Raw genomic sequence first — 19,095 nt, 5'->3', positions numbered from 1 at the left:
GGGGGTGTCCCTTATTGTTGTGATTGTCAGGGATTTACTGGGCGAACAACCCTTCGAAGTGCTTGAACCCTTTCACTTCGATGGGGTTGCCGCTGGGGTCGAGAAAAAACATCGTGCGCTGCTCGCCAGGTTCGCCGGCAAAGCGGGTCACGGGTGGAATCTCGAAGCGCGTGCCCAGGCGGGTGAGGCGCTCGGCAAGCGTCAGCCACTCATCAAGTGGTAACACCACGCCCAGGTGTGGCATCAGTACCTGGTGCTCACCGACCAGGCCGGTGCGTGTGGTTGGGAAGGGCGTACCGAGGTGCAGTGAAAGTTGATTGCCGAAAAAGTCGAAGTCGATCCAGGTCTCGCTGCACCGGCCCTCGGTGCAACCCAAAACATCTCGATAAAAAATGCGCGCCTCGTCTAAGTCATAAACATGGTATGCAGCGTGAAAGGGTCTGTTCATGGCTGGTTCTCCAGATGGGGAACTGTCAGGTTAAACAGGCGATGCCGCCAGGGTAAAACGGGTTTGCCTTGGTCTGAGCGAAAGGAAAACTTATGGATGTTCGATTCCTGAGGAGCCTGGTCGCTGTCATTGAAACCGGGTCGATAGCCGCCGCTGCGCGCCGTGAAAATCGTAGTGCCGCGGCGATCAGCCTGCGGGTCAAGGCGCTTGAGCGCACGCTGGGTTGTACGCTGCTCACGCGCACGGCACATGCCGCTTGGCCTTCGGATCAATGCTTGCTGCTCTTGCCCAGAATCCAGGCAGTTATTGAACAGGCGCGCCAGCTGCAGGAGCATCTGAGCCAGGACGAGTTATCGGGGGAAATTAAAATCGGGGCCATTTCCACGGCGCTGACCGGCGTCTTGCCGGGGGTGATCGAGCGTCTGACAATGTCAGCACCCAAGCTGAGGCTGAAGATCACACCCGGCGACTCCAGAAGCCTTTATGAGAAGTTACTCAACCAGGAGTTGGATGCGGCGATACTGGTACGGCCGCCGTTTCAACCGCCCAAAGCCTTGTCGATGGCCTTGCTGCGTGCCGAACCCTTGATTCTGGTTGCGCCCGCCCAGTGGGGTGCGCAGGCGCTGGCTGCCTTGTTACGTGAACGCCCATTCATCCGCTATGACGCACGCTCCTGGGGCGGTCAGATTGCCCAGCGCTTTCTGGATGAACAGTCCTTCGACCCAGAGGTGCTATGTGAGCTGGATGCGCTGGAAACTATCCTGATGCTGGTCGCCCAAGGGATGGGGGTTTCGCTGGTGCCGCAGTGGGCGGGCATGCCCTCCAACGGCATCAGTGTGTTATCGGCCGGCAACCCGCAGTGCTATGCGCGCGAGCTGGTAGTCATGTACGGCTCGACACCGCGCCGTCCACTGGCGATGCGGCACCTACTTGAAGTGTTGCGCGGCGCGGTTACTGCGGCCCAGTAACGCGGCTGACAACGCGACCGATCGTCAACCCCTGCAACAGGATCGAAGACAGCACCACGATATAGGTGATGCTCAGCAACAAGTCACGTTCAGGGCCCAGGGGCAGGGCCAGGGCCAATGCCACCGAGACGCCGCCGCGCAGGCCGCCCCAGGTGAGGATGCGGATAGTGCCGCGTGGTACCGAGCGCCAACGGCGCAGCAACAGGATCGCCGGGGCCACGGTCAGCAGGCGCGAGAGCAGGATCGCCACCGCCAGCAGGCTGGCCGCGAACACGTGCAGCCAGTTGAATGGCAATAGCAGCAGCTCCATGCCGATCAGTGCAAACAGCAGCGCGTTGAGCATGTCATCGAGCAATTCCCAGAAACCGTCCAGGTAGCGACGCGTCATGTCGTTCATCGCCAGCTTGCGTCCCAGGTTACCGATGATCAGCCCCGCGACCACCATGGCAATCGGTGCGGACACATGCAGCTCCGAAGCCATGGCCGAGCCGCCGATCACCAGGGCGAGGGTCAGCATGACTTCGATCTGGTGCTGTTCGATGCTCTTGATCATCAGGTACACGAGGTAGCCGATCAGCCCGCCAAACAGCACGCCGCCAATGGCTTCGTGGGCAAACAGCATGGCCGTGGCGCCCACGGTGGGTGTTTCACCCAACTGCGCGATGCCCAGCAGCACGGTAAACACCACCACGGCGGTGCCGTCATTGAACAGCGACTCGCCGACGATGGTGGTTTTCAGCGGTTTGGAGGCATTGGCGGTCCGCAGCACGCCGAGCACCGCAATGGGGTCGGTGGGGGAAATCAGCGCGCCGAACAGCAAGCAGTAAAGGAAGCTCACGTGCCAGCCAAACAGGGCGAAGATGTAGTACGCCAGACTGCCGATCACCACGGTGGCGATCAACACGCCAAAGGTTGCCAGCAGGCCGATGGGCCAGCGGTAGCTGCGCAAGTCGTTCAAGTTGACGTGCAAGGCGCCGGCGAACAGCAGGAACGACAGCATCCAGTTCATCAGCAAATCGCCGAAGTCGATCTGGCCGATCAGCTGTTGGACGCGTTCCTCTAAGCCTGGGTAGCCGAGCACGCTCAGGCCTTGCAGGATCAGCGAGAACAGCAGTGCGGTGACCATCACGCCGATGGTGGGCGGCAGGCCGATAAAACGGAAGTTCACATAAGTGAGCAGGGTGGTGAGGCAGATGAAAGCGGCGACAAGTTCAAGCATCCGGGGTCCTTGGAGCAGGGAAATATAGGCGCACGGGGTGCGTCGAATCGGGGTTTAGTATAAACAGGTGCTGTTACATGACGTATCAATTAAGGAGGTTCTGGTGGTAGCGACAGCCCTGGTGCTGGTAGCGGCGCTGTTGCATGCGACGTGGAACACCTTGATCAAGTTCAGTGGCGAGCGCCTTTTAGTCATCGCTTGCATGGACAGTGTGGCGCTGCTGTTCGTGGTATTGGCGGTGGGGTTCGTGTCTTTGCCGCCGCTGGAACTCTGGCCGTGGCTCGTTGCCTCGGCGCTGTTTGAATTGCTCTATCGCTATTTGTTGATCCAGGCCTATCGGGTGGGTGACTTGGGCCTGGTATATCCGTTGATGCGCGGTTTGTCGCCGCTGGTGGTGCTGGTGCTGACCCTGGTGTTTGCCGGCGAAGTGCTGAGTAACCAGCAAATCCTGGGGATTCTGCTGATCCCGTTCGGTATGGTGTGCCTGTTGTGGCAGGGCGGCGGCGGTGACCGGTTGCCCTGGTCGATGCTACCCGTGGTGTTGCTGATCGGCCTGTGCATTGGCTGTTACACCTTTTTGGACGGGCAGGCGTTGCGGCGCTGGTCGCACCCGCTGGATTACCTGGTGTGGTTGACGCTGATCAGCGCCTGGCCGTTTCCGCTGCTGGCGCTGGTGCGCAAGCGTGCAGCCTTCAGCCTGTTCTGGCGCACCCAGTGGCGGTTGGGGTTGAGCGTGGGGTTATGCGTGTTGTTGAGCTACGCTTTGGTACTTTGGGCCATGCAGTTGGGCTCGATTGCCGAAGCCGCCGCGCTGCGCGAAGTCAGTGTGATTCTGGTGGTGCTGTTCGGTATGCGTTACTTGAAAGAACCTTTTGGCCGTCCACGGCTCATAGCCTGTGGGTTGGTGTTGATTGGCATGTTGGTGATGAAACTCTAACCGTCGGATAAAACTAAAAGGAATCGGTGATGACAGTCGCTTTATGGTGTGTATTGATCGCAATCTTTCTGCCGTACATCTGCACCGGTGTGGCCAAGTTCAGTACAGGCAAGTTCGGGCCACGGGATAACCACGACCCGCGTGCCTTCCTCGAGAGCCTGGAAGGCGTCGCCAAGCGTGCTCATAGCGCGCAACTCAACAGTTTCGAAGTGACCCCGGCGTTTGCCGCCGCCGTCATCATTGCGCACCTGGCCGGCAACGCCGAACTGGTGACGATCAACGTGCTGGCAGTGCTGTTTATCACCAGCCGCCTGCTGTACATCATTTGCTACCTGGCGGACTGGGCGATCTTGCGTTCGCTGGTGTGGGCCGTGGGTATGGCGTTGATTGCGAGTTTCTTCTTCGTCTCGATCTGAGGGATGACGCCGTCGCTATGCGGGAGGGAGCAAGCCCTGCTGTTGATCAATTAAATGTGGGAGCTGGCTTGCCTGCGAAAGCGGTCGTGCCGTAACAGATGCAGTGACTGACACGCCGCCTTCGCGGGCAAGCCCGCTCCCACAGGGGATTTGCGATAACTGGCTGGGATCAGGGCAAGCCCCCACCCACATTGACTATCAGAGGTTGTCAGGTGCCGGCAGGCGCATCCGGCACCTGTGGCAACGCCACGCCTTTGGGCCACAGCATCCAGATCTGCCCTTGCTGTTTCATGTTCCCCGCCAACTCGCCTGCGGCATTGCCTGTGCCCCAGAACAGATCTGCGCGCACTTCTCCGGTGATTGCGCCGCCGGTGTCCTGCGCGGCGACCGGGCGTGCCAGTGGCGTGCCGTCCGGCTTGGTGGTCGACAACCACAACAGGCTGCCCAGCGGAATCACCTTGCGATCCACCGCCACGCTGTAGCCGGCGGTCAATGGCACGTTCAGCGAACCGCGCGGGCCTTCGTTACTGTCGGGGCGGGCGCTGAAGAATACGTAGCTGGGGTTGCTCGCCAACAGTTCTGGAATGCGCTGCGGGTGGGCCTTGGCCCAGGCGCTGATGGCGGCCATGGTCACGTCTTCTTTTTTCAGTTCGCCTTGTTCCACCAGCCAACGGCCTATGGGGCGGTACGGGTAGCCGTTCTGGTCGCCGTAACCCACACGCAGTTGGCGCCCACCGGCCAGTTGAATACGCCCCGAGCCCTGGATCTGCAGAAATTGCAGGTCCATCGGGTCGGTCAGCCAGGCGATCGGCTTGGCGGTGGAGCCTTGGCTGTTGAGGGTGCTGGCGTCGTCATACGGCTTGAGCACACGACCTTCCAGGCGCCCGCGCAGACGCTTGCCCTTGAGTTCCGGGTAGATGCTGTCGAGGTTGACGATGATCAGGTCGTCCGGCACGCCGTATACCGGCACGTGGGCGGTGGCGGTCTTGGTCAGGCTGCCGGGGTAGACCGGCTCGTAATAACCTGTGATCAAGCCGTTTGGCGTGTTGTCCGCCGAACGCAGGCCGAAGACATCCAGGTGTTCCTTGAGAAAGCCACGAACCGCCACGGCATCGCCCGGAACGCTGGTCGCTGCCGCGCAGGTCGGGCCCCAGATCGGGTCGGCCTTGAGGCGCTGGCAGGCGCTGCGCCAGGATTCGAAGCCGGCGAGCAAGTCGCTGTCGGAAACGCTCGGCAAGGCTTCCCACGGTGCGCTCACGTAGGTGGCAACGGCGTGAGGTTTGGTGGGTTCCTGGGCAGCTTCTTTGCCGGCGTCTTTACCGGCATCGCAGCCGGCCAGTAGCGCGAACATTGGCAGAGCCCACGCCAGGCGCCGGCCCCAGGGTTTGAAGGTGACATTCATGCAAGCAATTCCTGAAACGATTGCCCGTGCTTCACTGCATTCGGGCAACCCTTATTATTAATAGGGCTATTGGTCTTTGCGGGCGGTGCGAGGATACTGGCCGCCGTTTCCCGTGACCTTGAAGCCATGATGATGTTAAAAAAATTGACCGTTGTATTGCTGGCCTGCCTGGTAGTGTCTGCCTGTGGCGGTGTTGATCCCAATTCCCCCCTGGGCCAGCGCAAGGCGATCTTCAAGCAGATGCTCAAGACTGGTGAAGACCTGGGCGGGATGCTGCGCGGGCGTATCCCATTTGACGGCGCCAAGTTCGCCGAGGGTGCGGTCAAACTGGATGCGTTGTCCCATGAGCCGTGGAAGCATTTCCCGAGCGTGCGCGAAGAAGACCACACCAGTGCCAAAGATGATGTGTGGCAAAAACAGGCGCAGTTCCAACAATTGGCCCGCGATCTTGAGGCGGCCACCGGTGAATTGGTGATCGCCAGCCAAGTGCAGCCCTACAAGGCCAGCAGCCTGCAACCTGCGGTGCAAAAAGTTGAAGATGCCTGCAGCGCCTGCCATAAACAGTTCCGCGATCATTGACCGGTTTTACTGATCAAGTTCTTCCACCGCGTCTTGCAGCTCTTTGCGCGAGTCGGCCAGCTTCTCCTTACGTTTGTTGATCTTGTCCGGGTCGCCTTTTTTCATAGCCTTGTCGAGGTCGGCCTGACGGCGGCTGACTTCGTGCTTGGCGTCGAGCACCTTGTTTTCACGTTCTTTCTTCAAGCCGGCATCGGTGCAGTGGGTAGTGACTTCGTCCAAGGCTTTTTCCAGACCGGCCTGCTGGGCGCGGTTACCGTGGGCCTTGGCCTGTTCGATCTGGCTGCTGATGGCCTGGCGCTTGGCGGCGCAGCCGGTGAGGGGTTGTACGTCTTCGGCGGCCAACAGTGGCGTGGCCATGAAGCTTGCGACGGTCAGCAAGGCAAAGGGGGCGAGAAATTTCATATAAAGCTCCAAGTTCGCAATCAGGTGGCCGGGGGTGTTCAAAACCCATCTATCCCGGCTACGCGTAATGTTTCAGCCAAGGCTTGTACCTGCGGGTCGCGAAAAAAAGCGCTGAGTTGCGCCGCGCGTCCCGGGCCAATGCCGTCTGAGGCCAGCCAGGCTTGGGGGTCTTTGGCGACCAGCGTCTGCCAGTTACCTTCCAGGTTGTTGCGCGCCGCTGGCGGTATGCCCAAGGCGCGGAGCCATTGTAAAAAAGGGCGTTGCCGGGCGCTTTGAATACTGTCGAGCACCCGCGCACGGGTCCGCTCGCCTAAGCCCTCAATGGTAGCAAGCTCGGCCGCATCCAGGGTCAACCAATCGAGAAAGCCTGCGATTAGACCGGCCTGAATCAATACGTTCCAGGTTTCACGGCCCATATGGGGTAAGGCCAGGCCGTGTTTGCCGCTCAGCCAGGTGAGGCGGGCGAGCAACTGATCTTCGCAGCCGGGGTCCAGTTGCCAGCAGCTCAAAGCGTGGAAGTCTTGAGGGTCGGGTACCTGCAGGTCCACGCGCGTCTCGTTGCGCAGGATCACCTCGTCCAGTCGCGGTATCACCTGGCCCGCCAGGCTGATCGACACATGATCGCCGGGGCGGATATCCAGGGCTTGCCAGCGTTTCAGGGAGCTGGCACTGACCCGGCTGATCTGCCGATCATCCAGCCGCACGGGTTCCAGTTCGAGGATTGGAGTAATGCGCCCGGTGCGCCCCACCCTGAACTGGACATTGCGTACCAGGGCCAGGGCCTTGATGGCAGGGTACTTCCAGGCAACCGACCAATACGGCGCACTGGCTTGCCAGCGCTCGGCGGGCGCTCGCGCAGCCTGGTGCAGCACCACGCCATCGCTGGCGAAAGGCAATGCCGCGTTGTACCAGTGCGTGCGCCAATGCGCAGCTTCGCTAATGGAAGCGACGGGTTGGCTGTACTGCTGGCTGTCGCTAAACCCCCAGCGCGCCAGGGTGGCCAGGCGTTCGGTGAAGTCCTTCGGGCCGTCGGGCCATGCCCAGACGAACAGGCCGATCCCTGCCGCCTCGGCGTCGCTCAACTGGCGACGGTTCATCAGGCCAGCCACTTTACTGCGTGCATTGAGCCCGCCCTTGAGCGCTTGCACATGGTGATTGAGGCGCCAATAGAGTTCGCCTTGCAGCACCACGTCAACGGCGTCGGGCAACTGTTGGACAATGCCGGGGATCTTGGCGGCGGAGGCTGACCAGTCGTGCCCCAGCAGGCCGTCGCCCCGACTGATGAGCTGGTGCAAGCGGCCTTGGCGATACACCAGGGTCACCGCGACGCCATCGACCTTGGGTTGGACCCATACATCCCGGCGTGTGCTAAGCCAGTCACTGACGGCAGGCTCGCCCGGCAGCTTTTGCAGGCCGGTGTGCGCGACCGGGTGACGTAGGGTGCCGCGCGCACTGGCTAGCGGGTTATCAGCCTTGGGGGGCTGCTGGCGGGCGCATTCTTGCCAATGCGCGAGGCGCTTGCGGGCCTGGTCGTAAAGTTCATCGCTGATCAGGGATTGGCCCTGCCGATGGTAGCTGTCGTCCCACTGCTGGATTTGCCTGGACAGGGTTTCCAACTGCAAGTGAACGTTATCCGGACAGGCTTCGGCCCAGGCCCAGGCTGGCAGGGCGCTTATGAGAGCAGCCAGTAATACGTGCATCATGAGCATCCTTGCTCGAAAAGGGCGCCCAGCCTAAGTGATCCACGCGCCCACAAAAAAGCCCCGACCGAGCGGGGCTTTTTACCGGGTATTTCTGTTTACTTGAACAGGCCGCCCAAGGCCTTCACAGCGTCGTTGTTTTCAGCCTTGGCCTGCTGTTTTTGCTGCTTGGCGTCGACTTTTGCCTGGCTGTCGGCGAGTTTGTTGCAAGCTTTGTTGACCTGCTCCAGCGCAGCCTCATATGCCCGCACTTTCAACAGATCGTTCTTGGCATTGGCCGCGTCGATCTTGGCTTGCAGGTCTTTGGGTTGCTGCTGGCAGTCGCCGGCGTTGCCGCCACCGAGCTGGGCACTCAGGGCGCCGCTCAGCGCGTTCAGGTCAGCGGCCTGGGCCGACAGGGTGAACAGGCTGAGCAGAAGGGCGGCAGGGGCGAGCGTGGAAATGCGCATGAAAACCTCAATGTTCGATTGCCTGCGCGCTTATCCATCCCGGGCGGGCGCAGTGCAATATCCAAATAAGGTGAAGGGCCCGAGAGGGCGCGGATTCTAGTGGGCCATCATTTTGCCTGCAAGCCTTGGATCCAAAAAAGCCCGAAGAGGCCCTGCAGGCAACAAAAAGCCCCGCCAGGCAGACCTGGCGGGGCTCTATTTACCGCGAACGATTACAGGCCGGCGGCGGTACGCAGGTCGTTGGCGCGGTCGGTTTTTTCCCAGGTGAAGGTACTGAAGGTGTCATCACCCACAGTCTTCTGCGCCGGGGTGCGGCCGAAGTGGCCGTAGGCTGCGGTTTCCTGGTACATCGGGTGCAGCAGGTCGAGCATGGTGGTGATCGCGTAAGGGCGCAGGTCGAAGATCTCACGCACCAGCTTGACGATCTTGTCATCGCTGATCTTGCCGGTGCCGAAGGTGTTCAGCGAGATCGACGTAGGCTGGGCGACGCCAATGGCGTAGGAAACCTGGATTTCGCAGCGCTCGGCCAGGCCGGCAGCCACGATGTTCTTGGCCACATAACGACCGGCGTAAGCCGCAGAACGGTCAACCTTGGACGGGTCCTTGCCGGAGAACGCGCCACCGCCGTGACGGGCCATGCCGCCGTAGCTGTCGACGATGATCTTGCGGCCGGTCAGGCCGCAGTCGCCCACGGGGCCACCGATGATGAACTGGCCGGTCGGGTTGATGTGGAACTGGGTGTCCTTGGTCAGCAGTTCGGCAGGCAACACGTGCTTGACGATCAGCTCCATCACGCCTTCACGCAGGTCGGCGTAGGACACGTCCGGGTTGTGCTGGGTCGACAGTACGACGGCGTCGATGCCCACGACTTTGCCGCCTTCGTAGCGGCAGGTCACCTGGGACTTGGCGTCAGGGCGCAGCCATGGCAGTACGCCGGATTTACGCGCCTCGGCCTGGCGTTGTACCAGCTGGTGCGAGAAGGTGATCGGCGCGGGCATCAGTACGTCGGTTTCGTTGCTGGCGTAGCCGAACATCAGGCCCTGGTCGCCGGCGCCCTGGTCTTCAGGCTTGGCCCGGTCAACGCCCTGGTTGATGTCCGGGGACTGCTTGCCGATGATGTTCATCACACCGCAGGTTGCGCCGTCAAAGCCGACGTCGGAGCTGTTGTAGCCAATGTCGGTGATCACGTCACGCACGATCTGCTCCAGGTCGACCCAGGCAGTGGTGGTAACTTCGCCGGCGATGATCGCCACGCCCGTTTTCACCAGCGTCTCGCACGCCACACGGGCGAACTTGTCTTCAGCGATGATAGCGTCCAGCACCGCATCAGAAATCTGGTCGGCGATTTTGTCCGGATGCCCTTCAGACACGGACTCGGAGGTGAAAAGGGAGTATTCGCTCATCTCGATGTTTTCCTGATATTTACCGATGGTGAGTGTCGCCAGCCGGTCGCTGAAAATGGCGGACCTGAATCTGGAAACCATTACGTAAACCTACATAGAGGCTTTCCCCGGGAACGAGTCCCGCAGCGGTGGCCCAACGGGCCAGATCGTCCTGTTCAAAACCCAGCCAGAGATCACCGCAGGCCTCCTTGGCCCAATTCTGGTTGTGGCTGCATAAATCCGTAACCAGCAGGCTACCGCCGGGGTGCAGCAACCCGGCCATTTGCTTGAGAGCTTCTGCCGGGGCGGCGAAATGGTGCAAGACCATGTTCAGCACCACGCAATCGGCTCGCAGGCCGGTGTCACTCAGGGCGTCGGCCAACTGCAGGCGCACATTGCCCAAGGCTTCGCGCTCACAGAGTTGGCGCGCCAGTTCAAGCATCGCCGGGCTGTTATCCAGCGCGGTCACCTGCTCGAAGCGGCGCGCCAGTTCGGGCAGGAAACCGCCGTCGCCAGGGCCGACTTCCAAGGCCGTGGCCTCTTCACTGAAGCTCAGCTTGTCCAGCAGCGCCAGTACGCTTTCGCGGTACTGGGCCAAGCCGGCGATCAGATCCTGCTGGGCGCGAAACTTGTCGGCCACCCGTGAGAAAAAATCCTGGCTGGCGGCGGCGCGTTGTCCGTGCACCTGGCCGATGCGCGATTGCACATCGCCGGGCAGGCACAAGTTATCCACTTCGTCGAGCAGGGCAGCGTGCAATTTGCCGCCAAGCAGTTCGGTATGGGGCAGGGCACGCCGGTAGAAAATCGCATTGCCTTCGCGACGGGTAGCCACCAGGTCGGCCTGGGCCAGCACCTTCAAATGGTGGCTCATGCCGGACTGGCCGATGGCGAAGATCTGCGCCAGCTCCAGTACCCCGAAAGAATCGTTGGCCAGTGCACGCAGTACGTTCAAGCGCAACGGATCGCCAGCGGCCTTGCACAAGGCAGCCAGTTCATCGCCGTCATCAGGACGCAGGGAGGGCACGGGTAGGTTCATAAGGCCAGCAGTCTAGTGACGGGTGTAGATCCCCGCAAGGCCAATATCAAAAAGTTTTGATATTGATCGATAAGTGGCGGTTATAAGCCGTCGCTATAACCTTTAGACGAACCGGTTAAAGGTTTCTGCAAGGGATTGGTGCCCAAAGCACAGGAAAAACGCCCACAAGTAACTATCTGTCATTGCCCGCAGGCGGTGGCTGAGGGAAAATGCCGGTCCTTTTTTCCGTTTCTTTATAAGCAAACTCCAGGAGATCAGCGATGCCCAGCCGTCGTGAGCGTGCCAACGCCATTCGTGCCCTCAGCATGGATGCCGTGCAAAAAGCCAACAGCGGCCATCCCGGTGCCCCGATGGGCATGGCGGATATCGCCGAGGTACTTTGGCGTGACTACCTGAAACACAACCCGAGCAACCCGTCGTTCGCCGACCGTGACCGCTTTGTGCTGTCCAACGGCCACGGCTCGATGCTGATTTATTCGCTGCTGCACCTGACCGGCTACGACGTCACCATTGACGACCTCAAGAGCTTCCGTCAGCTGCACAGCCGTACCCCGGGCCACCCGGAGTTCGGCTACACCCCAGGCGTGGAAACCACCACCGGTCCCCTGGGCCAAGGCCTGGCCAATGCGGTTGGTTTCGCCCTGGCGGAAAAAGTCCTGGGCGCGCAGTTCAACCGCCCTGGCCACGACATCGTTGACCACCACACCTACGTATTCCTGGGTGATGGCTGCATGATGGAAGGCATTTCCCACGAAGTCGCCTCCCTGGCCGGCACCCTGGGCCTGGGCAAGCTGATCGCCTTCTACGATGACAACGGCATCTCCATCGACGGCGAAGTCGAAGGCTGGTTCACTGACGACACGCCTAAGCGTTTCGAAGCCTACAACTGGCAGGTGATCCGCAATGTCGACGGCCACGATCCGGAAGAGATCAAGACCGCCATCGACACCGCTCGCAAGAGCGCGCAGCCAACCCTGATCTGCTGCAAGACCACCATCGGTTTCGGCTCGCCGAACAAACAGGGTAAAGAAGACTGCCACGGCGCCCCACTGGGTGACGCGGAAATCGCCCTGACCCGCGAAGCACTGAAGTGGAACCACGGCCCGTTCGAAATCCCGGCCGATATCTACGCCGAATGGGATGCCAAGGAAAAAGGCCTGGCGGCTGAATCCGAGTGGGACCAGCGTTTCGCTGCGTACTCCGCCGAATTCCCGGAATTGGCCAACGAGCTGGTACGCCGCCTGGCCGGTGACCTGCCTGCCGACTTCTCGGAAAAGGCCTCGGCCTACATCGCTGAAGTCGCGGCCAAGGGCGAGACCATCGCCAGCCGTAAAGCCAGCCAGAACACCCTGAACGCCTTTGGCCCGTTGCTGCCTGAGTTCCTCGGCGGTTCGGCTGACCTGGCCGGTTCCAACTTGACCCTGTGGAAGGGGTGCAAAGGTGTCTCTGCCGAAGACGCCAGCGGCAACTACATGTACTACGGCGTGCGCGAGTTCGGCATGAGCGCCATCATGAACGGCGTGTCCCTGCACGGTGGCCTGGTGCCTTACGGCGCGACCTTCCTGATGTTCATGGAATACGCACGTAACGCCGTACGTATGGCGGCGCTGATGAAGAAGCGCGTGATCCACGTCTACACCCACGACTCCATCGGCCTGGGCGAAGACGGCCCGACGCACCAGCCGGTCGAGCAACTGACCAGCCTGCGTACCACGCCGAACCTCGATTGCTGGCGCCCAGCCGACGCGGTGGAATCCGCTGTGGCCTGGAAGCACGCCATCGAGCGCAAGGACGGCCCTTCGGCGCTGATCTTCTCGCGTCAGAACCTGCAACACCAGGTGCGTACCGACGCGCAGATCGCCGACATCAGCCGTGGCGGTTATGTGCTCAAGGACTGCATCGGCGAGCCGGAGCTGATCCTGATCTCCACCGGTTCCGAAGTGGGCCTGACCGTTCAGGCGTACGACAAGCTGACCGAGCAAGGCCGCAACGTGCGCGTTGTGTCCATGCCCTGCACCAGCGTGTTCGAAGCCCAGGACGCCGGTTACAAGCAATCGGTATTGCCGTTGCAGGTCAGTGCGCGTATCGCCATCGAAGCGGCTCACGCTGACTACTGGTACAAATACGTGGGCCTGGAAGGCCGCGTGATCGGCATGACCACCTACGGTGAGTCGGCACCGGCGCCAGCCTTGTTCGAAGAGTTCGGTTTCACCCTGGAAAACATCCTGGGTCAGGCTGAAGAGTTGCTGGAAGACTAAGTCAGTCTGCGTTGTCTGTACTGGCGCCATCGCGGGCAAGCCCGCTCCCACATTTGGATCGCGGTCCACTGTGGGAGCGGGCTTGCCCGCGATGGCGCCAGTACATTCATCACTGAACTAACCTTGATCGAGAACCCCATGCCCCAACCGCGTCCCTACAAAGTTGCACTCAACGGCTACGGCCGCATTGGTCGTTGCGTCTTGCGTGCTCTGTTCGAGCGAGGGGCGGCGGCCGGGTTTGAAATTGTCGCGATCAATGATCTGGCCGACATGGCCAGCATCGAATACCTGACACGCTTTGACTCCACCCACGGCCGTTTCCCTGGCGAAGTGCGGGTTGAAGGCGATTGTCTGCATATCAATGGCAACTGCGTGCAAGTGTTGCGCAGTGCCACCCCCGAAGGCATCGACTGGAAAGCACTGGGCGTCGACCTGGTGCTGGAATGCTCCGGTGTTTATCACACCCGTGCCGATGGCCAGCGTTTTCTCGACGCCGGCGCACCGCGTGTGCTGTTTTCCCAGCCGATGGCCAGCGAGGCGGATGTCGACGCCACCATCGTCTACGGCATCAACCAGGACTGCCTGACCGGCGATGAGCTGCTGGTGTCCAACGCGTCGTGTACCACCAACTGCAGCGTGCCGTTGCTGCGCCTGCTGGATCAGGCGATCGGCCTGGATTACGTGTCGATCACCACGATTCACTCGGCGATGAACGACCAGCCGGTCATCGACGCCTATCACCACGAAGACCTGCGGCGCACGCGTTCGGCGTTCCAGTCAGTGATTCCGGTGTCCACCGGCCTGGCGCGTGGCATCGAGCGACTGCTGCCGGAACTTGCCGGGCGAATCCAGGCCAAAGCCGTACGGGTGCCGACGGTGAATGTGTCTTGCCTGGATATCACCATGCAAACCGTCAGTGACACTGACGCGGCCGAAGTCAACCGGATCCTGCGCGACGCCGCCACCAGCGGCCCGCTCAAAGGTCTGTTGGCCTACACCGAGCTGCCCCACGCCAGTTGCGATTTCAACCATGACCCGCATTCGGCGATTGTCGATGCCAGCCAGACCCGCGTTTCCGGCCCCAGGCTTGTGAACATTCTGGCCTGGTTCGACAACGAATGGGGCTTTGCCAACCGCATGCTGGATGTTGCCGAACACTATCTGCACATCGCTTCTAAACAACCTCAACAGTAATTCAGGAACTGCGACCCATGACCGTGTTGAAGATGACCGACCTCGATCTGCAAGGTAAGCGCGTACTGATCCGCGAAGACCTCAACGTCCCCGTCAAGGACGGTGTTGTCACCAGCGATGCGCGAATCCTGGCCTCGCTGCCGACCATCAAGCTGGCCCTGGAAAAAGGCGCGGCCGTGATGGTCTGCTCCCACCTGGGTCGCCCGACCGAAGGTGAGTTCTCTGCCGAAAACAGCCTCAAGCCGGTCGCCGAGTACCTGAGCAAGGCCCTGGGCCGTGACGTGCCATTGGTCGCAGACTACCTGGGCGGCGTGGACGTGAAAGCCGGCGATATCGTGCTGTTCGAAAACGTGCGCTTCAACAAGGGCGAGAAAAAGAACAGCGACGAACTGGCCCAGCAATACGCCGCCCTGTGCGACGTGTTTGTGATGGACGCGTTCGGCACCGCCCACCGCGCCGAAGGTTCGACCCACGGCGTGGCCAAGTTCGCCAAGGTCGCCGCGGCGGGCCCGTTGTTGGCTGCCGAGCTGGATGCGCTGGGCAAGGCCCTGGGCGCTCCGGCCCAACCGATGGCGGCCATTGTTGCCGGCTCCAAGGTATCCACCAAGCTGGACGTGCTCAACAGCCTGAGCCAGATCTGCAACCAACTGATCGTCGGCGGCGGCATTGCCAACACCTTCCTGGCTGCTGCCGGCCACCCGGTGGGCAAGTCCCTGTACGAGCCAGACCTGCTCGACACCGCCCGCGCCATCGCCGCCAAGGTCAGCGTGCCGTTGCCGGTGGACGTGGTGGTTGCCAAGGAATTCGCGGAAAGCGCCGCGGCGACCGTCAAGCTTATCGCTGACGTGGCCGACGACGACATGATCCTGGACATCGGCCCGCAAACGGCAGCCAACTTCGCCGAGCTGCTCAAGGCATCCCAGACTATCCTGTGGAATGGCCCGGTGGGCGTATTCGAGTTCGACCAATTCGGCAACGGCACCAAAGTGCTGGCTAAAGCGATCGCTGAAAGCTCGGCGTTCTCCATCGCTGGCGGTGGCGATACTCTGGCGGCAATCGATAAATATGGTGTGGCTGATCAGATCTCCTACATTTCTACCGGTGGTGGCGCTTTCCTCGAGTTCGTCGAGGGCAAGGTGTTGCCAGCCGTGGAAGTGCTGGAAACCCGAGCCAAAGGTTAAGGCTCGCGTGATCAGGAAAAGGAGCGTTCCCATGATCAAGTCGTTGGCACTGGTGATCGCAGCGGGCCTGTTGGCCGGCTGCGGCAGCACACCCAGCGCGGCGCCCGAGGCGGATAATGCCAAGGCACCGTTGAGAAAAAGCTGTTACCAGGCTGACTGGCAAGCCGAGACCATGCCGGTGATCAACAAGCGCATCGGCAACGAACGGCTGGAGAAATACGACTCCGCGCCCAACGGTCAGGAACAGGGTTGCCCATGACGGGTCTGATCCACTAACCGACAGCAACGGCGGCCCATAGGCCTCCCTGCGAGGATTGGCAATGAAAGGCGTTTTCGCCCTGGCAGCTCTGGCCCTGTTGGCCGGCTGCAGCAGCATGAACCTGTTCAACAAGGCAGAGCCAGCCGACAAATGGACCACCTGGACCTGCGACAGCAAGGCCGAGGTCAACTGGCGCTTTGCCAACCAGGCCCGTTCCGAAGTGGATGTACGCCTCGGCGGTTCGGACCAGGTTTATCGGCTCAAGCAAGAGGTAGCCGCCTCCGGCGTGCTGTATAGCGACGGCCAGTTGGCGTTTCACACCAAAGGTGAGGAAGGCCTGGTGTACTGGGTGGCGACGGATGATTTGATTGGGCGCGGCTGCAAAGCCAACTGAACCCAACAGCAATAACGATTCAGCAGCACAAGGCTCAACCCCTTGATCTGCAATAACTTGAATAGCAGCCGCCGCTACGGCAGGCTTGCACGATTAACGACCCTCGACCGGGAGAGACAACACAATGGCACTTATCAGCATGCGTCAAATGCTGGACCACGCAGCCGAGTTCGGCTACGGCGTCCCAGCCTTTAACGTCAACAACCTTGAGCAGATGCGCGCCATCATGGAAGCCGCTGACAAGACCGACTCCCCAGTGATCGTCCAGGCTTCGGCCGGTGCGCGCAAATACGCTGGCGCCCCGTTCCTGCGTCACCTGATCCTCGCTGCCATCGAAGAATTCCCGCACATCCCGGTGTGCATGCACCAGGACCACGGTACCAGCCCTGACGTGTGCCAGCGCTCGATCCAACTGGGCTTCAGCTCGGTGATGATGGACGGCTCCCTCGGTGAAGACGGCAAAACCCCAACCGACTACGAGTACAACGTACGCGTCACCCAACAAACCGTGGCCATGGCCCACGCCTGCGGCGTTTCGGTTGAAGGCGAGCTGGGCTGCCTGGGTTCGCTTGAAACCGGCATGGCCGGCGAAGAAGACGGCATCGGCGCCGAAGGCGTGCTGGATCACAGCCAGATGCTGACCGACCCGGAAGAAGCGGCCGACTTCGTCAAGAAGACCCAGGTCGACGCCCTCGCCATCGCCATCGGCACCAGCCACGGCGCCTACAAGTTCACCAAGCCGCCTACCGGCGACGTGCTGGCCATCGACCGCATCAAGGAAATCCACAAGCGCATCCCCAACACCCACCTGGTGATGCACGGTTCTTCCTCGGTACCGCAAGAGTGGCTGGCGATCATCAACCAGTATGGCGGCGACATCAAAGAAACCTACGGCGTACCGGTTGAAGAAATCGTTGAAGGCATCAAGTACGGCGTGCGCAAGGTCAACATCGACACCGACCTGCGCCTGGCCTCCACCGGTGCGATGCGTCGCCTGATGGCCACCAACCCGAGCGAGTTCGACCCGCGTAAATTCTTCGGCGCCACTGTGACGGCGATGCGTGATGTGTGTATTGCACGTTATGAAGCGTTTGGTACGGCGGGTAATGCTTCGAAGATCAAGCCGATCTCACTGGAAGCGATGTACCAGCGGTATTTGAAAGGTGAGTTGAACGCTAAGGTGAACTGAGCCTCAAGTGTTAATAAAAAGCCCGCAGCGATGCGGGCTTTTTTATGGACACCATTTAATCAACTTGCAGATGAAGCGCCGAAACCACGGTGTTCAATGACCCGAAACACATCACTCACGTCCTGCACCAGAATGCGGGCGGTATTGGCCATATTGTTCAGGTCGCGCTCGGCAAAGTCCGGCAGGCTGGAGCAGGCCATCAGGTTCAGGTGTTCCAGAGCGGCGTTGAGACGTTCGCGCAGGCAGGCGTGGAGTTCGAGCAGTGGGGCTTCACTGTCGATCAGCAGCACGGGGTAGTCGGTGGCGGTTTCTGTGCAGGGGCTAAAGCGGCGGGGTGGAAGCTGTTGGGTCATGGCAAATATTCCTCGTATCTGAAAAGGACTACCGCCATTCGCTGCGAAACGAAGTGGGTGGTAGCTGTGTGCAGGTTCGCAGACCGAGGATACGAGGAACCCGGCAGACCCGAAGGTCTCCCACACACAGCCACCATTAAACAGACGACGGGCGCCGAAGCGCTCATCGTTGTATTCATGATGCTTGGTTACACACGTATCGTTAGGGCTGCGAAACCCTATCGCCGATCAATGCCAGCGACGGGGCGAACTATAAGCGGCGATGTGGCTGGCCGCAACGGTGCTGTAGGACTCACACCGGACCTTGAAGCCGATGCACGGTCAATGTGGGAGCCGGGCTTGCCCGCGATGGCGGTGTGTCAGGCGCCTAGGATAGTGGCTGATGTGCCGCCATCGCGGGCAAGCCCGGCTCCCACAGGGGGCGGCGGTGTGTTTAAAACTTTGGATTTATCTGGGAAAAATCCGGTGTCTCACGGGACGATTCACTCATGATCAATATCCAACTTCGCAAACGTCACCCGCGCGCCCTCATTGGTGTCGCCCGAATTGTCCTGCACGTACACCCCCGCCTTGAAGTACAACGGCTTGTCACCCCAGGCCGCGCCTATGCGTTCATTCCACTCACTGTCGGCGGCATACACGCTCAGCAGCCCGGCTTTGTTGAGGTTGATCACGTAGGTGAAGCTCTTCTGCAGTGGCACATTGGAGGCGACGATGATCACCTGGCTTTCGGCTTCGTCCGGGCGCATGCGCACTTTGGCGACGATGTTGCCGGTCTGGGTTTTCTCCTTGAATTGGTACTCCAGCTTGATCAACGGTTTCTGGCTGTCGTAGGCGTGGATCTGGCCGATCACGATCTTGCCGGAGGAGGGCACCTGGTTGACGGTGAGGGTGGCGCGCAGGAAGTTGTCGGCTTCGGGGTAGGTCCAGTTACGCAGGCGGCCGTCGGCGTAGGTTTCACGCAATTCGCTGCGTGGGTAGATGGCGTTTTCGGTGCGCGAGCCCGTCACAGGCGTCCAGAACTGCACATCGCTGCCTTCGGCCTGGAAGTATTGATCGTTGAAGCCGCTCATCAGCCTTGGCGTTTCAATGGTCGTGGGTGGGGAGCCGACCGGGATGCTCAGGTTCCAGGTGGAAAGGTCGATCATGGTGTTGGCCTTTTTACAGAGGGTGTAGGCATTGGCCCAAAGGGCCTTCCAGGTTCTTTATAGGCGGTGCGGGTGAGATTGTTAAACAATTGCTGGCAATTTATTGGCGTCAGAGGAATGCCAAAAAGCCATGTTGCCCGTGAACCGCGGGCTACAGGGCCTTACCGTTAGTCGGCTTCCT

The 19,095-nt window shown here is 60.7% G+C and carries 20 protein-coding genes; 10 read left to right on the top strand and 10 right to left on the bottom strand.

Annotation, left to right across the window (positions count from 1 at the left end):
• Positions 1 to 34 precede the first annotated feature (34 nt).
• The gene (locus GH769_RS22825; RefSeq protein ID WP_019817440.1) at positions 35 to 448 is read right to left on the bottom strand and encodes a VOC family protein; all 414 of its coding nucleotides are present in this window, start codon (positions 446 to 448) and stop codon (positions 35 to 37) included.
• A 92-nt stretch (positions 449 to 540) separates the two neighbouring features.
• On the opposite strand from GH769_RS22825, the gene GH769_RS22820 reads away from it, so the two are divergent.
• Positions 541 to 1,416: a LysR substrate-binding domain-containing protein gene (locus GH769_RS22820; protein ID WP_032902295.1), complete on the top strand. Its 876-nt coding sequence runs from the start codon at positions 541 to 543 to the stop codon at positions 1,414 to 1,416.
• Here GH769_RS22820 and GH769_RS22815 read toward each other — a convergent pair.
• Positions 1,400 to 2,635 (bottom strand): sodium:proton antiporter, encoded by a 1,236-nt coding sequence (locus GH769_RS22815; protein ID WP_014720288.1) that lies wholly within the window; start codon positions 2,633 to 2,635, stop codon positions 1,400 to 1,402. The genes GH769_RS22820 and GH769_RS22815 overlap by 17 nt on opposite strands.
• A 103-nt stretch (positions 2,636 to 2,738) precedes the next feature.
• On the opposite strand from GH769_RS22815, the gene GH769_RS22810 reads away from it, so the two are divergent.
• Complete coding sequence (locus tag GH769_RS22810) at positions 2,739 to 3,572, top strand: EamA family transporter (RefSeq protein ID WP_019817441.1); 834 nt, start codon at positions 2,739 to 2,741, stop codon at positions 3,570 to 3,572.
• Positions 3,573 to 3,601: 29 nt separating this feature from the next.
• Positions 3,602 to 3,988 (top strand): MAPEG family protein, encoded by a 387-nt coding sequence (locus GH769_RS22805; protein ID WP_014720286.1) that lies wholly within the window; start codon positions 3,602 to 3,604, stop codon positions 3,986 to 3,988.
• 208 nt (positions 3,989 to 4,196) lie between these two features.
• Here GH769_RS22805 and GH769_RS22800 read toward each other — a convergent pair whose 3' ends face one another.
• Positions 4,197 to 5,390: a murein transglycosylase A gene (locus tag GH769_RS22800; RefSeq protein WP_020301867.1), complete on the bottom strand. Its 1,194-nt coding sequence runs from the start codon at positions 5,388 to 5,390 to the stop codon at positions 4,197 to 4,199.
• 129 nt (positions 5,391 to 5,519) lie between these two features.
• On the opposite strand from GH769_RS22800, the gene GH769_RS22795 reads away from it, so the two are divergent.
• Positions 5,520 to 5,969 (top strand): cytochrome c, encoded by a 450-nt coding sequence (locus GH769_RS22795; RefSeq protein WP_032902296.1) that lies wholly within the window; start codon positions 5,520 to 5,522, stop codon positions 5,967 to 5,969.
• A 6-nt stretch (positions 5,970 to 5,975) separates the two neighbouring features.
• Here GH769_RS22795 and GH769_RS22790 read toward each other — a convergent pair whose 3' ends face one another.
• From GH769_RS22790 to GH769_RS22770, 5 genes are all read right to left on the bottom strand, one after another.
• Positions 5,976 to 6,371 carry a DUF1090 domain-containing protein gene (locus tag GH769_RS22790; protein ID WP_014720283.1) on the bottom strand — a complete coding sequence of 132 codons (396 nt, stop codon included), beginning with the start codon at positions 6,369 to 6,371 and terminating at the stop codon, positions 5,976 to 5,978.
• A gap of 38 nt (positions 6,372 to 6,409) precedes the next feature.
• Positions 6,410 to 8,074 carry an NAD-dependent DNA ligase LigB gene (gene ligB, locus GH769_RS22785; RefSeq protein ID WP_165835043.1) on the bottom strand — a complete coding sequence of 555 codons (1,665 nt, stop codon included), beginning with the start codon at positions 8,072 to 8,074 and terminating at the stop codon, positions 6,410 to 6,412.
• Between the two features lie 95 nt (positions 8,075 to 8,169).
• The gene (locus GH769_RS22780; RefSeq protein WP_014720281.1) at positions 8,170 to 8,520 is read right to left on the bottom strand and encodes a DUF1090 family protein; all 351 of its coding nucleotides are present in this window, start codon (positions 8,518 to 8,520) and stop codon (positions 8,170 to 8,172) included.
• A gap of 212 nt (positions 8,521 to 8,732) precedes the next feature.
• The gene (gene metK, locus GH769_RS22775) at positions 8,733 to 9,923 is read right to left on the bottom strand and encodes a methionine adenosyltransferase (protein ID WP_003194964.1); all 1,191 of its coding nucleotides are present in this window, start codon (positions 9,921 to 9,923) and stop codon (positions 8,733 to 8,735) included.
• A gap of 19 nt (positions 9,924 to 9,942) precedes the next feature.
• The gene (locus tag GH769_RS22770) at positions 9,943 to 10,938 is read right to left on the bottom strand and encodes a metalloregulator ArsR/SmtB family transcription factor (protein WP_003194962.1); all 996 of its coding nucleotides are present in this window, start codon (positions 10,936 to 10,938) and stop codon (positions 9,943 to 9,945) included.
• A 260-nt stretch (positions 10,939 to 11,198) separates the two neighbouring features.
• Here GH769_RS22770 and tkt point away from each other — a divergent pair, with 260 nt between their 5' ends.
• From tkt to fba, 6 genes are all read left to right on the top strand, one after another.
• Positions 11,199 to 13,196, top strand: coding sequence for a transketolase (gene tkt / locus GH769_RS22765; RefSeq protein WP_019817446.1), 1,998 nt, complete (start codon positions 11,199 to 11,201; stop codon positions 13,194 to 13,196).
• Between the two features lie 138 nt (positions 13,197 to 13,334).
• Entirely contained in the window at positions 13,335 to 14,390 is a 1,056-nt protein-coding gene (gene epd / locus GH769_RS22760) for an erythrose-4-phosphate dehydrogenase (RefSeq protein WP_003194958.1), read from the top strand.
• A gap of 17 nt (positions 14,391 to 14,407) precedes the next feature.
• Entirely contained in the window at positions 14,408 to 15,571 is a 1,164-nt protein-coding gene (locus GH769_RS22755) for a phosphoglycerate kinase (protein WP_003194956.1), read from the top strand.
• A gap of 31 nt (positions 15,572 to 15,602) precedes the next feature.
• On the top strand, positions 15,603 to 15,830 hold the full coding sequence (locus GH769_RS22750) for a hypothetical protein (RefSeq protein ID WP_003194953.1): 228 nt from the start codon (positions 15,603 to 15,605) through the stop codon (positions 15,828 to 15,830).
• Positions 15,831 to 15,891: 61 nt separating this feature from the next.
• Positions 15,892 to 16,224: an MliC family protein gene (locus tag GH769_RS22745; RefSeq protein ID WP_014720277.1), complete on the top strand. Its 333-nt coding sequence runs from the start codon at positions 15,892 to 15,894 to the stop codon at positions 16,222 to 16,224.
• Positions 16,225 to 16,348: 124 nt separating this feature from the next.
• Entirely contained in the window at positions 16,349 to 17,413 is a 1,065-nt protein-coding gene (fba, locus tag GH769_RS22740) for a class II fructose-bisphosphate aldolase (RefSeq protein ID WP_003177554.1), read from the top strand.
• Between the two features lie 59 nt (positions 17,414 to 17,472).
• Here fba and GH769_RS22735 read toward each other — a convergent pair whose 3' ends face one another.
• Positions 17,473 to 17,766, bottom strand: a complete 294-nt coding sequence (locus tag GH769_RS22735; protein WP_020301872.1) for a hypothetical protein — start codon at positions 17,764 to 17,766, stop codon at positions 17,473 to 17,475.
• Positions 17,767 to 18,248: 482 nt separating this feature from the next.
• Positions 18,249 to 18,914 carry a polysaccharide lyase family 7 protein gene (locus tag GH769_RS22730; protein WP_014720275.1) on the bottom strand — a complete coding sequence of 222 codons (666 nt, stop codon included), beginning with the start codon at positions 18,912 to 18,914 and terminating at the stop codon, positions 18,249 to 18,251.
• Between the last annotated feature and the right edge of the window lie 181 nt (positions 18,915 to 19,095).

It is taken from the genome of Pseudomonas sp. CFSAN084952, assembly GCF_009648855.1.
In the GTDB taxonomy this organism is placed as follows: domain Bacteria; phylum Pseudomonadota; class Gammaproteobacteria; order Pseudomonadales; family Pseudomonadaceae; genus Aquipseudomonas; species Aquipseudomonas paracarnis.
This window is presented reverse-complemented; position numbering and strand designations above follow the sequence as displayed.

What these genes read in the sequence shown, in the direction of transcription:
- GH769_RS22730 (WP_014720275.1), bottom strand. Translation starts at nt 18,914, where the DNA reads ATGATCGACCTTTCCACCTGGAACCTGAGCATCCCGGTCGGCTCCCCA.
- tkt (WP_019817446.1), top strand. Translation starts at nt 11,199, where the DNA reads ATGCCCAGCCGTCGTGAGCGTGCCAACGCCATTCGTGCCCTCAGCATG.
- GH769_RS22795 (WP_032902296.1), top strand. Translation starts at nt 5,520, where the DNA reads ATGATGTTAAAAAAATTGACCGTTGTATTGCTGGCCTGCCTGGTAGTG.
- GH769_RS22800 (WP_020301867.1), bottom strand. Translation starts at nt 5,390, where the DNA reads ATGAATGTCACCTTCAAACCCTGGGGCCGGCGCCTGGCGTGGGCTCTG.
- epd (WP_003194958.1), top strand. Translation starts at nt 13,335, where the DNA reads ATGCCCCAACCGCGTCCCTACAAAGTTGCACTCAACGGCTACGGCCGC.
- GH769_RS22825 (WP_019817440.1), bottom strand. Translation starts at nt 448, where the DNA reads ATGAACAGACCCTTTCACGCTGCATACCATGTTTATGACTTAGACGAG.
- GH769_RS22815 (WP_014720288.1), bottom strand. Translation starts at nt 2,635, where the DNA reads ATGCTTGAACTTGTCGCCGCTTTCATCTGCCTCACCACCCTGCTCACT.
- GH769_RS22750 (WP_003194953.1), top strand. Translation starts at nt 15,603, where the DNA reads ATGATCAAGTCGTTGGCACTGGTGATCGCAGCGGGCCTGTTGGCCGGC.
- GH769_RS22755 (WP_003194956.1), top strand. Translation starts at nt 14,408, where the DNA reads ATGACCGTGTTGAAGATGACCGACCTCGATCTGCAAGGTAAGCGCGTA.
- GH769_RS22790 (WP_014720283.1), bottom strand. Translation starts at nt 6,371, where the DNA reads ATGAAATTTCTCGCCCCCTTTGCCTTGCTGACCGTCGCAAGCTTCATG.
- ligB (WP_165835043.1), bottom strand. Translation starts at nt 8,074, where the DNA reads ATGATGCACGTATTACTGGCTGCTCTCATAAGCGCCCTGCCAGCCTGG.
- GH769_RS22745 (WP_014720277.1), top strand. Translation starts at nt 15,892, where the DNA reads ATGAAAGGCGTTTTCGCCCTGGCAGCTCTGGCCCTGTTGGCCGGCTGC.
- GH769_RS22805 (WP_014720286.1), top strand. Translation starts at nt 3,602, where the DNA reads ATGACAGTCGCTTTATGGTGTGTATTGATCGCAATCTTTCTGCCGTAC.
- GH769_RS22735 (WP_020301872.1), bottom strand. Translation starts at nt 17,766, where the DNA reads ATGACCCAACAGCTTCCACCCCGCCGCTTTAGCCCCTGCACAGAAACC.
- fba (WP_003177554.1), top strand. Translation starts at nt 16,349, where the DNA reads ATGGCACTTATCAGCATGCGTCAAATGCTGGACCACGCAGCCGAGTTC.
- GH769_RS22780 (WP_014720281.1), bottom strand. Translation starts at nt 8,520, where the DNA reads ATGCGCATTTCCACGCTCGCCCCTGCCGCCCTTCTGCTCAGCCTGTTC.
- GH769_RS22820 (WP_032902295.1), top strand. Translation starts at nt 541, where the DNA reads ATGGATGTTCGATTCCTGAGGAGCCTGGTCGCTGTCATTGAAACCGGG.
- GH769_RS22770 (WP_003194962.1), bottom strand. Translation starts at nt 10,938, where the DNA reads ATGAACCTACCCGTGCCCTCCCTGCGTCCTGATGACGGCGATGAACTG.
- metK (WP_003194964.1), bottom strand. Translation starts at nt 9,923, where the DNA reads ATGAGCGAATACTCCCTTTTCACCTCCGAGTCCGTGTCTGAAGGGCAT.